Genomic DNA, 14,330 nt, shown 5'->3' with positions numbered 1-14,330 from the left:
TCTCGCTCATTGATTGACGGCTGCAACCCGGATTGCGCTGCGCTTCATCCGGGCTACAGAGGGGAGGTGCTTTCCCTCACACGCCTTCGAACAGCGCGGTCGACAGATAGCGTTCCGAGAACGACGGCACGATCGCCACGATGGTCTTACCGGCGTTTTCCGGGCGCTTGCCGAGTTCGATGGCGGCCGCAATGGCGGCGCCGGACGAGATGCCGCCCGGGATGCCTTCGTGCCGCGCCAGCGCCCGTGAGGTTTCGATCGCGGTCGGGCCGGCGATCTTCACCACCTCGTCGATTACCGAGCGATCGAGAATGTCCGGCACGAAGCCGGCGCCGATGCCCTGGATCTTGTGCGGGCCAGGCGCACCGCCCGACAGCACGGGGCTTTCTTCCGGCTCGACCGCCACGATCTTGATCGAAGGCTTGCGCGGCTTCAGCACCTGGCCGACGCCGGTGATGGTGCCGCCGGTGCCGACGCCGGCGACGAAGATATCGATCTCGCCATTGGTGTCGTTCCAGATCTCCTCAGCGGTGGTGCGGCGATGCACTTCCGGGTTGGCGAGGTTCTTGAACTGCTGCGGCATCACCGCGTTCGGCGTCGAGGCGATCAGCTCCTCGGCCTTGGCGATGGCGCCCTTCATGCCCTTGGCGGCTTCGGTCAGCACCAGCTCGGCGCCCAGGAAGGCCAGCATCTTGCGGCGCTCGATCGACATCGATTCCGGCATCACCAGCTTCAGCCGGTAGCCCTTGGCGGCGGCCACGAAGGCCAGCGCGATTCCGGTGTTGCCCGAGGTCGGCTCGATCAGGATGGTGTCGGGCTTGATGATGCCGTCGCGTTCCATCGCGGCGATCATCGCGGCGCCGATGCGGTCCTTCACGCTCGAGGCCGGGTTGAAATATTCCAGTTTAGCCAAAATCGTCGCCTTGACGCCGTTCAGCCCTGGCAGTCGGTTCAGCCGGACCAGCGGCGTATCGCCATAGGCGTCGGCGATTGAATCGTAGACCCGGCCTCGGCCCGGCTGGTGCGCCGGCGCGGCGGCGGGTTTCAGAGAAGCGGTTGCGGCGGTGGACATGAACGTCTCCTGGCTGGATCAGGGTCGAATGAAGTTGGATTTGCTATTCATCTGATAGATGGATCACGCGGACGTCAACGCGGGCGGTAAATATGGAACATCTGCCTCCATCCGGCTGTGTTCCGGAACGACCATTCTCCGGCGGTCGACAAATTTGGACGGAATTCCCGCGGTGGAATGGCTGCCAATTTGTCCCGTGCCCTTCACAACGGCGTCACGCTGGCTGTAGTATCCCTGATGCATGCTGCTTCGCAGCGTCGATCGGACGGGAGTCAGGAGCGTTTCTTGAACGCGCATGTCTCGCAAGGCGGTTGGCCGGTGCTGGTGTTGAACGCGGATTTCCGGCCGCTCAGCTACTATCCTCTATCGCTTTGGTCGTGGCAGGACGCGATCAAGGCGGTGTTCCTCGATCGCGTCAACATCGTCGAGCATTACGACCGCGCGGTACACAGCCCCAATCTGGATATTCAGCTGCCGAGCGTCGTCTCGCTGAAGTCCTTCGTCAAGCCGTCGACCCATCCGGCCTTCACGCGGTTCAACGTCTTCCTGCGCGACAAGTTCTCTTGCCAATATTGCGGCGCACCCGAGGACCTGACCTTCGACCACATCATCCCGCGCTCCAAGGGTGGCCAGACCACGTGGGAGAATGTCGTGGCGGCGTGCTCGCCCTGCAATCTGCGCAAGGGCAACATGACGCCGGTCCAGGCCAAGATGTTCCCGCGCCAGACCGCGTTCGCCCCGACGGTGCATCAGCTTCACCGCAACGGCCGGTTATTCCCGCCGAACTATCTGCACGAGAGCTGGCTCGATTACTTGTACTGGGACACCGAGCTGGATCCGTAGACGCGGCGTGAGTCTCAGCTCCGTCCGAACCGCTCGGTGCGCCGGCCGTCAGCCGTTGTGAATGCCACTGCGGTTCGTCGCGAGCCGCGAGCGCGGGCCAGCGCGTGCGGCTTTACACCGCTTCCGACAGCCTCCACTGCTGCGTTCGACTTTCACCGGTGAGTCGGCGTGATGACGGGTTTTGTTGTTCTTCTCTTGCTCCTGGCGGCGCTCTGGGGCGGGTGGCGCATCGCGTCCAGGCGGACGGGGCTGCCGTGCCCGTCGGAGATCGCCTGGCTGGTGGAGATGGAGAACCCGCTGGCGCGTAGCACGCGGTCCGAGCGGATCGTCGAGCAGCTGGGATTGCGGCAGGGCGACGCCGCGATCGACATCGGCTGCGGGCCCGGGCGGGTGACGATTCCGCTGGCGCGGGCCGTTGGGCCCCATGGACAGGTCACGGCGCTGGATGTTCAGGACGGCATGCTGGCGAGACTCGCCGCCAGGGCCGAGGCTGAAGGTCTGACGAACATCCGTCGGCTGCAGTCGGACATTCGCAACGCCGCCATCCCGCCGGGCGCGTTCGATGCGGCGGTGCTGGTGATGGCTCTGGGCGAGATTCCGAACGGGGCCGGGATCTTCCCGTCGGTTTTCAACATGCTGAAGCCGGGTGGCCGTCTTCTCGTTGCCGAAACGATCTTCGATCCGCACTACGTCTCGCGCCGGCGCGTCCGGCAGCAGGTCTCGGCTGCGGGATTTCGGGAGACGCGGTCCATCGGCAATGTGTTCGGCTACAGCATCACCTTCGAACGGCCGTAGACTTGGGTCGCCCAACGCGTCGTGCGGACCGATGAAGCTGTCAGCTGCTTGCTGCGAGATGCACCGTCCACGGCGTGTCGAACACATGCTCTTCCAGATTGAGGCCCGGCCCGCCGCGATCGATCACCACGAAATCCTGCGCGGCGCCGAACGGCGTCAGGACGCCGTGCCAGATGTTGGGCGAGTAGCAGACGCCCTGATGCGGGGCGGTGACGAAGGCCTGCGGGGTGCCGGGCTTGCCGTCGTGGTCCGCGCAAACCACCACCAGAAACGGCGCGGCGTTCAGCGGCACGAAGGCCTGCGCGCCGAGCGGGTGGCGCTCGACCAGTGCGAGCCGCAGCGGCAGCGCGTAAGGCTGCGCCTCGACAAGGCCGACAACGACGCGGGCGCCGTCTCCGGTGACGTCGATGGCAGCGAGATCGTGGAAGCGCCGTGCCATGCCGGCGTTCATCGGGCGAGGCGCGACCTGATTGGAGTCGATCACTTTGCCGAACGGCGCGAACGCCGCGGCGGTCAGCGGCTGCGCGATCAGCGTGCGCTCGGTCATCGCGCGAGCCCGCGGCGGCCGAGCGCCGGATGCCGGTTGACGTCCTTGTACAGCAGATAGCGGAAGCGGCCGGGGCCGCCGGCGTAGCAGGCCTGCGGGCAGAACGCGCGCAGCCACATGAAGTCGCCGGCCTCGACCTCGACCCAGTCGCGGTTGAGCCGATACACCGCCTTGCCCTCCAGCACGAACAGGCCGTGCTCCATCACATGCGTCTCCTCGAACGGGATCGAGGCGCCGGGCTGCAGCGTGACGATGTTGACGTGCATGTCGTGGCGCGGGTCATCCGGCGAGACGAACCGCGTCGTGGCCCAGGCGCCATTCGTGCCGCTCATGCTGGACGGCTCGACCTCGGAGTCGTGCGTCACGAAAGCGGCCGGCACATCGAAGCCGCGCGCGAATTCGTAGGCTTTGCGAACCCAGTGGAAGCGCGCCGGCTCGCCGCCGCGGTTGCGCAGCTTCCAGCCGGCGCCGGGCGGCAGATACGCGTAGCTGCCGGGGCGGAGCGCAAAATCCTGGCCCTCGAGATGCAGCGTCGGCGTGCCGCCGACGACGAACAGCACGCCTTCGGCTTGCGGGTCAGGCTCAGGGCTGTCGGTGCCGCCGCCGGGGGCGACCTCCACCAGATATTGGGCGAAGGTCTCGGCGAAGCCGGACAGCGGCCGCGCCAGAATCCAGACGCGGGTCTTGCTCCAGCCCGGCAGCAGGCTGGTGACGATATCGCTCATCACCCCATGCGGGATCACCGCGTAGGCTTCTGTGAACACCGCGCGGCCGGTGTGGAGCGTCGTTTGCGACGGCAGCCCGCCGCACGCCGGATTGTAGATCGGTGCGTTCATCGCGCCCCTCCCGTTGGTTGTTGTTTGAAGCGCGTCAGGCTGAGGCTTCGGCGACCGGCGCGTCGAGGATCGCCGCGGTGTCGGTCGTAACCTCGCCGTTCAGGACGCGCTTCGCCTGGGCGCGGTCGATATCGCCCTCCCAGGCGGCGATCACCACGGTCGCCACGCAATTGCCGACCAGATTGCCGAGCGCGCGGGCGATGCCGACGAACCAGTCGATCGACAGCACCAGCACGAGGCCGATCAGCGGAATGTCCGGCACCGCCGACAGCGTCGCGGCCAGCACCACGATCGCCGAGCCGGGCACGCCGTGCGCGCCCTTGGAGGTCAGCAGCGCGATGCCGAGGATCAGCAGCAGATGGCCGAACGACAGCGGCGTATTGGTGGCCTGGGCGATGAACACGGTGGCCAGCGTCAGATACAGCGAGAAGGCGTCGAGGTTGAACGAGTAGCCGGTCGGGATCACCAGACCGACGGTGGAGTCCTTGATGCCGAGCCGCTCCATCTTGCGCATCACCTGCGGCAGCACGCTGTCCGACGACGCGGTGCCGGCCACCACCATCAGTTCCTCACGCAGATAGGCCAGCAACTTGATCAGGCTGAACCCCGCCAGCCGCATGATGCCGCCGAGGATCACGAACACGAACAGCGCGACGCCGGCGTAGAACAGCGCCACCAGCAGGCCGAGTTGCTTGAGCGAGCCGATGCCGTATTTGCCGACCGTGAACGCCACCGCGCCGAGCACGCCGAGCGGCGCCAGCCTGACGATGATGCCGATGATCTTGAACAGCACCTCGGTGATGCGCTCGATGCTGTCGGCCAGCGGCTTGCCGCGCTCGCCGAGCAGCGACAGGCCGGAGCCGAACAGGAGTGCGATGATCAGGACCTGGAGTACGTCGCCCTTGGCGAAGGCATCGACGAAGGTGGTCGGCACCAGACGCATCAGGAAATCGGTGAAGCCGGTGACTTCCTTGACGTGGCTGGTGTAGCCGGAGAGCGCCGCACCATCGAGCGTCGCCGGATTGACGTTCATGCCGGCACCGGGCTGGAACACGTACGCCAGCAGGACGCCGAGCGCGAGCGCCAGCGTCGTCACCGCCTCGAAGTAGATCAGCGACTTCAGCCCGACGCGCCCGACCTTCTTCAGATCGCCGGCGCCGACGATGCCTTGCACCACGACGCCGAACACCAGCGGCGCGATGGCGAACTTGATCAGCTTGATGAACAGGTCGCCGAGCGGCTTCAGCGCCACGCCGATCTCCGGCCACACCGCGCCGACGAGGACGCCCAGCACGAGGGCAGCAACTACCTGACCGAACAGCGACGTGAAAAACTGCTTCATCGGAATTGTCCCGCTCTGGAGCCTGCAGAACAATCACTGCTGTCTTTCTAGACGTCAAATATTTCGTATGTCTTGATTGAGATGTTTCAAGTATGATTTGCGCGCATGGAAATCCGCCATCTCCGCTATTTCGTCGCCGTGGCGCGGCATCTGAGCTTTACGGCGGCCGCCGACAGCCTCGGCGTGGCGCAGCCGCCGCTCAGCCAGCAGATTAGGGATCTCGAAGCCGAGATCGGCACGGCGCTGTTCGAACGCACCACGCGCCGGGTCGCGCTGACGCGGGCCGGGGAGGATTTTCTCAAGCAGGCCCTGGCGATCCTGGAGCGAGCCGAGACGGCCGTGCAGCGCGCCCGCGCGATCGGCTCCGGCACCGCCGGCATCCTGAATGTCGGGCTCACCGGCTCGGTGCTGACCGGACCGCTCGGGCGCGCGATCCAGCAGTTCGCGCTGAACTATCCGGACGTCGATCTGCGGATCCACGAGATGTCGCCGGACCGGCAAATCGCTGCGTTGAAATCCGGACAGACCGACGTGAGCTTCCTGCGCCGTCCGCCGCAGGACGCCGCAATCGTCAGTGTCCTGGCGTGGACCGAGCCGGTGCGGGTGGTTCTGCCGAAGGGCCATGCGCTGGCCGCCAAACGGATCGCACTGACGGATCTCAGCCACGACAGCTTCGTGTTTCTGCGGCTCGATGACTCGCTGTTCGCCAAGTATCTGTGGCAGTGCTGTTTCGAAGCGGGCTTTGCGCCGCGGATCACCCATCAGGCGATCGAATCTGCATCGCTGATCAGCCTGGTGGCCGCCGGGCTCGGCGTTGCGATCATTCCGGCATTCGTCAGCAAGCTGGCTCATCAGGATGTGGTGTATCGGCCGCTCACCGGTTCGCCGATCCAGGCCGACGTCTATGCGCTGCGAACAGCCGCGCAGCATTCGCTGGTCGATCAGTTCATCACCCTCGTCCAGACGCTCGGCCACACCGCCGGGTGAGTGCCGACTGTCCGCCCGTTCGGCTGCATCGCAGTCACAGCGCTGGGGGGCGGTCAGGATGTCACATGCGACGTCGCGCGGCGGTCCCGCGGCGCGCGCAATCGGAACGGTTGCCGACAGCTGAGCTTGACCTTGCCAATGGGCACCGACGACGCCCGCTCGCCGCCTTGCGCGAATAGCCAGCCCCGCGATCCGGACCCGTACCGATGCCTCAATCCAAACCCAAGCTGAAGCCGAGCCCCAAGCCGACCGCGAAGGCCGAGTGCCGCCCCACGGTTCTGATCACCGGCAGCAGCGGCTTTCTCGGTCAGGCGATCGCCAAGGGCTTGGCGAAGCGCTACCGGGTGATCGGGCTCGACGTCATGCAGCCGCGCGCGCCGCTCGAGGGAATGCGAACCATCGAGGTCGATCTGACGTCCGACGACAGCGTGACGGGCGCGGTGAAGCAGGCGGCCGAACTCGCCGGCGGTCCGATCGCCTCGGTGATTCATCTCGCCGCCTATTACGACACGACCGGCGAGGACAATCCGAAATATCAGGCCGTCACCGTCGACGGAACGCGGCGGCTGCTGCGCGAACTGCGCACGGTCGGCGCCGAGCAACTGGTGTTTTCCAGCACGCTGCTGGTACACGCGCCGAGCCCGGGCAAAGGGGTGCGGATCGACGAGACATCCCCGGTCCGTCCTGCCTGGGCCTATCCGCAATCGAAGGCCGACACCGAAGCGCTGATCGCGCAGGAGCGCGGCGACGTCAGCGCCGTCATCATGCGATTCGCCGGGGTCTATGACGAAGACTGCCGCGCCGCCTTCGTGGCGCAGCAGATCTCGCGTATCTTTGAGCGTCTGCCGACCGCCTATCTGTTCACCGGCGATCTCGGCGCCGGGCAGCCCTATTTGCACAAGGACGATCTGGTCGATGCCGTCGTCCGCACCGTCGACCGCCGCGGCGAGCTGCCCGGCGAAACCACGCTGCTGATCGGCGAGCAACATACGCCGTCTTACGAGGAGATGCAGAAGCGCATCGGCCGCCTGCTGCACCACGAGGACTGGCCGACCTTGAGTCTGCCCAAAGGGATCACTAAGGCAGGCGCCTGGATGCAGGCCGAGGTTCTCGATCAGGACACCGACGTCAAGCCGTGGATGGTCGAGAACTCCGACGATCACTACGAGATCGACATCGCGCGCGCCCGGGCGCTGCTCGGCTGGGAGCCGACGCATCGGCTGATCGATACGCTGCCGGAGATGATCGCGCGGCTCAAGCAGGACCCGACCCGCTGGTACGCGATCAACAAGCGCGATCCGGAAGTCGTCGCCGCGTCGGAGCCCGAGCTCGCGCAGGCGAGCGAGCGCCTGCGGCAGCCGCTCGAAAGGAGCGACCAGGAGGTCGAGGCGGAGCTGGAGAGCCAGCGCTTCCGCACCCTGTGGGCGCCGCTTTCCGCCGCGGCGCTCGGCCTGTGGCTGATCACCTCGCCGATGACGCTCGGCCTGTTCGATCCGGTGATGCCGACGGTGCCGCCGGCGCTCGGGCACGAACTGGCCGAGCCGCAGGTCCGCAACGGGCGGCTCGGCGTCAGCGAGATCGTCTCCGGCCTGCTGATCGCCGTGCTGGCGCTCGCCGGCATGGCGCGGCGGCGGCGCTGGATGCACTGGGCGGGTGCGGCGGTCGGACTGTGGGTGATGGTCGCGCCGCTGATGTTCTGGACCACCAATGCGGCCGCCTACGCGACCGATACGCTGGTCGGCATGCTGGTGATCGCCTTGCTGGTCATGATCCCGCCGCCGCCCGGCATCAGCCGCCGCGCACTGGCGGCCGATGACGATCGCCCGCTCGGCTGGACCTATTCGCCGTCATCGTTCGGGCAGCGGATTCCGATCATCACGCTCGCTTTTGTGGGCCTGTTCGTGTCGCGCTATCTGGCGGCCTATCAGATGGGCCATACCGACAGCCTGTGGGACCCGTTGTTCGGCGCCGGCGACGCGCCGGTGATGAACGGCAGCGAGGCGGTGGTGACCTCGTGGGTGTCGAAGGGCTTCCCGATCGCCGATGCCGGGCTGGGAGCGTTCGCCTATGCGCTCGACATTCTGGCCGGCACGATCGGCGATCGCCGCCGCTGGCGCACCATGCCCTGGATGGTGTTCCTGTTCGGTCTGCTGATCATCCCGCTCGGCATCGTCAGCGTGACGTTCATCATCATTCAGCCGCCGCTGATCGGCGCGTTGTGCACGCTGTGCATCCTGCAGGCGGTGGTGACGGTGATCCTGATCCCGTACTCACTCGACGAGGTACTGGCGAGCGCGCAGTATCTGTGGCGCGCCAGGCAGGCGGGCGAGCCGTTCTGGCGCACCTTCTGGAAGGGCGGGCCGTCGCTGGCCGAACACCAGACCCCGCAGCCCGATCTCGACCGCCCGGTCCGTGAGATCCTCGAGGACTTCGTGGTCGGCGGCGTGACCTTCCCGTGGACGCTCGGCGTCAGCGCGGCGCTCGGCGTCGCACTCGCGGCGTCGCCGCTGCTGCTCGGCACCGCGCCGCCGCTGTACTTCAGCGATCATATCGCAGGCTGTCTGGCGATCCTGATCGCCGTCACCGCGCTGGCCGAGGTGGCGCGTTCGGTCAGGTTCCTGGGCGTCGTGGTCGGGGCGTGGGTCGTGGTGTCGCCGTTCATGCTCGGCGACGCGCCTGCCGCCGGACTGGTCCATGTGGTCGTAGGCCTTGCCCTGATCGGCCTCAGCCTGCCGCGCGGGACGCGCAGCGAGCATCATTATGGCGCATGGGACCGCGCCATCGTCTAGGCCGACGCGCCCTAAGCGTCGGCGCGGGCCTGGCTGTCGTCCGGACCCGGCGGTGCGATTGCCGGCGTCCCCGCCGTCAGGGCCTGCGTTTCGGCCGGCTGGCGGGCAATCGAGTAGATGTCCCAGGTGGCGATGAACAGCGCGGCGATCACCGGGCCGATGATGAAACCGTTGAGGCCGAACACCTGCAGGCCGCCGAGCGTCGAGATCAGCACCACATAGTCGGGCATCCTTGTATCCTTGCCGACCAGGATCGGACGCAGCACGTTGTCGACCATGCCGATCACCAGCGTGCCGAAGGCGATCAACACCACGCCCTGCCAGATCGATCCGGTGCTCAGCATGTAGATCGCGACCGGCAGCCAGACCAGGCCGGCGCCGACCGCCGGCAGCAGCGACAGGAACGCCATCACCACGCCCCACAGCAGCGCGCCCTTGATGCCGAGCAGATAGAAGATCGTGCCGCCGAGCGCGCCCTGGATCAGGGCGATCAGCATGTTGCCCTTGACGGTGGCGCGAATGACGACGGCGAACTTGCGCAGCAGCTGGCTTTCCTGCTCGACCGGTAGCGGAACGGTGCGGCGGATACGGCCAGCCAGAAGATCGCCGTCGCGCAGCAGGAAGAACAGCAGATACAGCATGACGCCGAGATTGACGACGACATCGAGGGTGCCCTGACCGATGCCGATCGCCTGGCTGGCGATGTATTGGCTGCCCTGCATCAGCCCGCTCGACAGCCGCTGCTGCAGGTCGGCGAGGCTGCCGATGTTGAAACGATTGAGGACGCCGCTGATCCAGCCCGGCGGCTCGGCGATGATCTGCTTCAGATAGCGCAGCACGTCGAGATCGCCGGACTCCACCCGCCGATACATCTGGCCGGCTTCCTGCGCCAGCGCGGCGCCGATCAGCGACAGCGGCAGCAGCACCAGCATGACGATGATCGCCAGCGTGGCCAGCGCCGCGAGGTTGCGGCGCCCCTCGAACAGCTGGGTGAACCTCCGGTTGAGCGGCGCAAAGATGATCGCCATCACCATGCCCCACAGCACCGCGCTGTAGAGCGGCAGCAGAATCCAGCCGAAGCCGATCGAGACGGCGACCAGCAGCAGGATGAAGAACGGATTCTCCGACGCACGCATTCCCAATTGATCCCCTTTGTGGTGGCCGACCACAACGACCAGAGCGGTCGATCGCTCCGCCTGACGCGCGACAATCAGCCTGCGTCCATCCTGCGGCACGCCAGCCACCTCGACGCGCGGGCCTCAATGAACCCGCCATTCGCTGCCGCACGGTAAGTCATTACACAGGGAATGGGAACAACACGGGGACTCAAATGCTCGGCGACCACACTGGGCGCGGCGTCATTCTGCCATCGGCCAGCGAGCCCGTAGGACTACGAAGTCCGGTTCAGGTCGCCCGTAAAGATACGGGCAGGAATTTTAACCAAGCGAAAAGTTCCGTCCCGCAACATCAGGGACCAAAGCCAGGCGATCTCCGGATCGGCGGCGATGACGTCGCTAAGTCCACGGCACCCCCACAGGACTCATCTTGTAACTACACACAAGCGCCCGACTCCAGGAACGGCAGGAAGACAATTATGCTGGCAAAATTCTCCATCCGCGCAAAGATCACTACGCTCGTGGCGGCGCTGCTCATCGCGATGTCGGGCCTGGGCGTGATCGGGCTGCTGAAAATGCAAGCGATCAACGCCGCCACGGTCGATATCACCGGCAACTGGCTGCCGACCGTCACGGTGCTCGGCGATATGCGGGCTGAAGTCCTCAACTATCGGATGAAGCTGCGAAACCACCTGCTGGAGACGAACGCCGGCCGCATGGCCGACATTGAAAAGCAGCTGGCCGACAATGATGGCAGGATCAAGAAGGCCCAGAGCGGCTATGAGAAACTGATCTCGTCGCCAGAGGAGCGGCAGATCTACGAAACATGGCTCAGCGAGTGGACGAAGTACAAGGCTGTTGTCCCGAAGCTGCTGGATCTGTCGCGCAGCAGTCACGACGGGCAGATCTCGTTGGAGGGTGTGGAGGTGCTCTTCAACGCCCTTAATCCGATCGGCGTGCGCATGGACGATGCGTTAGACAAGGACATCGCGCTCAACAACAAGGGCGCCGACCATGCGAGCGAAGTCGCCGGGTCGACTTACAGCTCGGCCTTCTTCATCGTGCTGACGATCCTCGGCGTGTCGATCGTCGGCAGCGTCATCGCGAGCGTGATGGTGATCCGCGACGTCACGTCGGGCATCGCCGCGATCATCAAGCCGATGCAGACGCTCGGCCAGGGCGATCTGAGCGCCGAGGTGCCGTATCGCGGCATGACGACCGAAATCGGCGCGATGGCAGACTCGCTGCAGGTCTTCAAGGAAGCGCTGATCGCCAAGAAGGCGGCAGACGAAGCCGCGGCGGCCGAAGCGGAAGCGAAGATCGCGCGCGGTCAACGTGTCGATGCGGCGACCCGACAGTTCGAAAGCGCCATCGGCGAGATCGTCGCCACGGTCACGTCTGCGTCCACCGAACTCGAAGCGTCGGCCAGCACGCTGACCGCGACGGCCGGGCACGCGCAGGAGCTGACCACGGCGGTTGCAGCAGCGTCGGAAGAGGCCTCCACCAACGTTCAGTCGGTGGCATCGGCGACCGAGGAAATGTCGTCGTCGATCACCGAGATCAGCCGTCAGGTGCAGGAATCCGCCCGGATCGCCGGCGAAGCGGTCGAGCAGGCCCGCACCACCAACGCCAGCGTCGGCGAACTGTCCACTGCGGCGCAGCGCATCGGCGACGTTGTCGAACTGATCAACACCATCGCCGGCCAGACCAATCTGCTGGCTCTCAACGCCACCATCGAGGCGGCGCGGGCCGGTGAGGCGGGCCGCGGGTTCGCCGTCGTGGCGTCCGAAGTGAAGGCGCTGGCCGAGCAGACCGCCAAGGCCACCGGCGAAATCAGCGCGCAGATCGGCGGCATCCAGGCCGCGACCGGCACATCGGTGAAGGCGATCCGCGAGATCGGCGAGACCATCGCCAAAATGTCGGAGATCGCCTCGACGATCGCTTCCGCCGTGGAGGAGCAGGGCGCCGCCACCCAGGAAATCTCCCGCAACGTGCAGCAGGCGGCCGAAGGCACCCAGCAGGTCTCGTCCAACATCACCGACGTGCAGCGCGGCGCCACCGAGACCGGTTCGGCCTCGTCGCAGGTGTTGTCCGCCGCACGTTCGCTGTCGCAGGACAGCGACAAGCTCAAAACCGAAGTCGCCAAATTCCTGGAAACCGTGCGCGCCGCCTGAGGCGCGTCCGGACGCCCGTGCTGTCTCCCGCCTGCGCCGCGCGATCGGTTTTCGCGCGGCGCTTTTTCTGTCGCATGAACCTCGCGGGAGACGAGCGCATTTGCGGTTTCCGGGCGGGACTGCCAGAGTCGCCCGCAGATGCGCGCCGAGATGTCGTGCGGTCGAATCACCAGGGAGGGAAACCGGATGAGCGATGCCGTCGTTGACGACATCGTGGCGTTGCTGCCGCCGCTGCTGCAGTCGGTCGAGGCGCTCGGATTCGTCGCGCGCTATCTGCACCCCCCGGAATTCGGCGAGGTGATGCGGTTGATCGGCAGCCCCGATGCGGATCTGCGCGCAGAGCTGCCGCGGCTCGCCGCCTGGCCCGAGGCGTTCGCGTATCTGCGCGTGCCGCTGCAGGCCACGGCCGATCACGTGACGGCGGCGTTCGACGGGCTGCGCAAGGTCGAGTCCGGCGACGGCGATCTGGTCACGGTGTTCCGCGCGCTGCGGCATCTGCCGCAGGCGATGGAAGCGCTGTATCCGCTGGCCGTCACGCTGCCGCCGGTGTCCGATCTGTTTCTCGACGAAGACGTGCGCGCCGACGAGGACCTGCGCGCGCGCCTGGCGCGGCCGAAGCATCCGGACAGCGGCGTGTTTCACCACGACAACGAGCCTGGCAGCCGCGGCGGCTTTTCGTTCTACGTTCCCGAGACCTACACGCCGGATCGCGCCTGGCCGCTGGTGATGGCGCTGCACGGCGGCAGTGGCCATGGCCGGCTGTTTCTGTGGAGCTGGCTCCGCGCGGCGCGCAGCCGCGGCGCGATCGTGGTGGCGCCGACCGCGACCGGTCCGACCTGGGCGCTGATGGGCGAGGATGCCGACACGCCGAACCTCGGCGCCATCGTCGCCTTCATCCGGTCGCGCTGGTCGATCGATCCGCAGCGCCTGCTGCTCACCGGGCTCAGCGACGGCGGCACCTTCTGCTACGTCAGCGGCCTCGGCTCCGACTCGCCGTTCACCCATCTGGCGCCGATCGCCGCAAGCTTCCATCCGATGATCGTCAGCGTCGCCGACGCCGATCGGCTGCGCGGCCTTCCGATCCAGATCGTGCACGGCCGTCACGACTGGATGTTTCCGGTCGAACTCGCGCGCCAGGCCCAGCAGGCGCTGGTCGCGGCCGGCGCCAACGTCACCTATCGGGAGATCGACGACCTCAGCCACACCTACCCGCGCGAGATCAACGCGGCGCTGCTGGACTGGCTGAAGTGAATTCGGGTTGCGCGCGGCGAAGCCGCAGCGTCGCGGCCTTCGCCAGCTCGGTCGACTCGCCGCGATCCGCATAGAGCGCCAGCAGCACCACCACGAAGCCGCCGTGAAACAACGCGGCGCCCAACGCCACATGGGCCATCTGCCAGATCACGATCGGCGCCGCCACCATCAGGGCCGGTGCGAGCGTGTAACCCAGCGTCAGCGCCGGTGAGGCCGGATGACCGAGCCGCCAGGCGGAGACACCGAGCGCCGCCAGCGCGAGCGCGGCTTTCACCACGGCCATGAAGCGCAGCAGCATGATCAGTTCGGCATCCGTCGGCTGAACCGCGAGATCGCGCGCATCCGGCCACGACGACAGCACCGCCACGCCCATCGCGGCCGCCGCGACGATCAGCGCAACGGCGCGGTGAGCGCTCAGCGCGTGCGCCCGCTGTGGAGCAGCAGATGAAACCGATCGTGCAACTGCATGGCTCATGGTCCGGCGTCCTCGAAGCAGGCAGGCCACAGCGTAGCTGGCTGGTGAGGCGCGTCAAATCACAAGCGTATAGCCACAACGCCCGCTCCATCCGCAGCCGTCAC

The 14,330-nt window shown here is 66.5% G+C and carries 12 protein-coding genes; 6 read left to right on the top strand and 6 right to left on the bottom strand.

Features of this window, described 5'->3' with window-relative positions; genetic code table 11:
• Nucleotides 1–76 precede the first annotated feature (76 nt).
• Entirely contained in the window at nucleotides 77–1,072 is a 996-nt protein-coding gene (cysK, locus tag LPW26_RS17405) for a cysteine synthase A (protein ID WP_238736745.1), read from the bottom strand.
• Between the two features lie 285 nt (nucleotides 1,073–1,357).
• On the opposite strand from cysK, the gene LPW26_RS17400 reads away from it, so the two are divergent.
• Both LPW26_RS17400 and LPW26_RS17395 read left to right on the top strand, forming a co-directional pair.
• On the top strand, nucleotides 1,358–1,915 hold the full coding sequence (locus LPW26_RS17400; protein ID WP_238736744.1) for an HNH endonuclease: 558 nt from the start codon (nucleotides 1,358–1,360) through the stop codon (nucleotides 1,913–1,915).
• 171 nt (nucleotides 1,916–2,086) lie between these two features.
• Nucleotides 2,087–2,710 (top strand): class I SAM-dependent methyltransferase, encoded by a 624-nt coding sequence (locus LPW26_RS17395; protein WP_238736743.1) that lies wholly within the window; start codon nucleotides 2,087–2,089, stop codon nucleotides 2,708–2,710.
• A gap of 40 nt (nucleotides 2,711–2,750) precedes the next feature.
• On the opposite strand, the gene LPW26_RS17390 is transcribed toward LPW26_RS17395, so the two are convergent.
• Genes LPW26_RS17390 through LPW26_RS17380 form a run of 3 tightly spaced genes read right to left on the bottom strand, consistent with a single transcriptional unit; the run spans nucleotide 2,751 to nucleotide 5,435 of the window.
• Entirely contained in the window at nucleotides 2,751–3,257 is a 507-nt protein-coding gene (locus LPW26_RS17390) for an ureidoglycolate lyase (RefSeq protein ID WP_238736742.1), read from the bottom strand.
• On the bottom strand, nucleotides 3,254–4,093 hold the full coding sequence (locus LPW26_RS17385; protein WP_238736741.1) for a bifunctional allantoicase/(S)-ureidoglycine aminohydrolase: 840 nt from the start codon (nucleotides 4,091–4,093) through the stop codon (nucleotides 3,254–3,256). Before LPW26_RS17385 ends, LPW26_RS17390 begins: the two co-directional genes overlap by 4 nt.
• A gap of 34 nt (nucleotides 4,094–4,127) precedes the next feature.
• Nucleotides 4,128–5,435 carry a dicarboxylate/amino acid:cation symporter gene (locus LPW26_RS17380; protein WP_238736740.1) on the bottom strand — a complete coding sequence of 436 codons (1,308 nt, stop codon included), beginning with the start codon at nucleotides 5,433–5,435 and terminating at the stop codon, nucleotides 4,128–4,130.
• Nucleotides 5,436–5,540: 105 nt separating this feature from the next.
• Between LPW26_RS17380 and LPW26_RS17375 the strand changes: the two genes are divergently transcribed.
• Together LPW26_RS17375 and LPW26_RS17370 are read left to right on the top strand one after the other, a co-directional pair.
• Nucleotides 5,541–6,422 (top strand): LysR family transcriptional regulator, encoded by an 882-nt coding sequence (locus tag LPW26_RS17375; RefSeq protein ID WP_238736739.1) that lies wholly within the window; start codon nucleotides 5,541–5,543, stop codon nucleotides 6,420–6,422.
• A gap of 206 nt (nucleotides 6,423–6,628) precedes the next feature.
• Nucleotides 6,629–9,211, top strand: a complete 2,583-nt coding sequence (locus LPW26_RS17370) for an NAD-dependent epimerase/dehydratase family protein (RefSeq protein WP_238736738.1) — start codon at nucleotides 6,629–6,631, stop codon at nucleotides 9,209–9,211.
• Nucleotides 9,212–9,222: 11 nt separating this feature from the next.
• Here LPW26_RS17370 and LPW26_RS17365 read toward each other — a convergent pair whose 3' ends face one another.
• Nucleotides 9,223–10,347 (bottom strand): AI-2E family transporter, encoded by a 1,125-nt coding sequence (locus LPW26_RS17365; protein WP_238736737.1) that lies wholly within the window; start codon nucleotides 10,345–10,347, stop codon nucleotides 9,223–9,225.
• 458 nt (nucleotides 10,348–10,805) lie between these two features.
• Here LPW26_RS17365 and LPW26_RS17360 point away from each other — a divergent pair, with 458 nt between their 5' ends.
• The gene (locus LPW26_RS17360) at nucleotides 10,806–12,500 is read left to right on the top strand and encodes a methyl-accepting chemotaxis protein (protein WP_238736736.1); all 1,695 of its coding nucleotides are present in this window, start codon (nucleotides 10,806–10,808) and stop codon (nucleotides 12,498–12,500) included.
• Between the two features lie 186 nt (nucleotides 12,501–12,686).
• Nucleotides 12,687–13,751, top strand: a complete 1,065-nt coding sequence (locus LPW26_RS17355) for a carboxylesterase family protein (RefSeq protein ID WP_238736735.1) — start codon at nucleotides 12,687–12,689, stop codon at nucleotides 13,749–13,751.
• Here LPW26_RS17355 and LPW26_RS17350 read toward each other — a convergent pair.
• Nucleotides 13,720–14,226 carry a hypothetical protein gene (locus LPW26_RS17350; protein WP_238736734.1) on the bottom strand — a complete coding sequence of 169 codons (507 nt, stop codon included), beginning with the start codon at nucleotides 14,224–14,226 and terminating at the stop codon, nucleotides 13,720–13,722. The two genes, LPW26_RS17355 and LPW26_RS17350, sit on opposite strands and share 32 nt — an antisense overlap.
• Nucleotides 14,227–14,330 lie beyond the last annotated feature (104 nt).

It is taken from the genome of Rhodopseudomonas infernalis (assembly GCF_022271405.1).
Lineage (GTDB): Bacteria > Pseudomonadota > Alphaproteobacteria > Rhizobiales > Xanthobacteraceae > Rhodopseudomonas > Rhodopseudomonas infernalis.
Note: the sequence above shows the minus strand (reverse complement) of the source record. Positions and strands in the feature narration are given on the sequence as shown.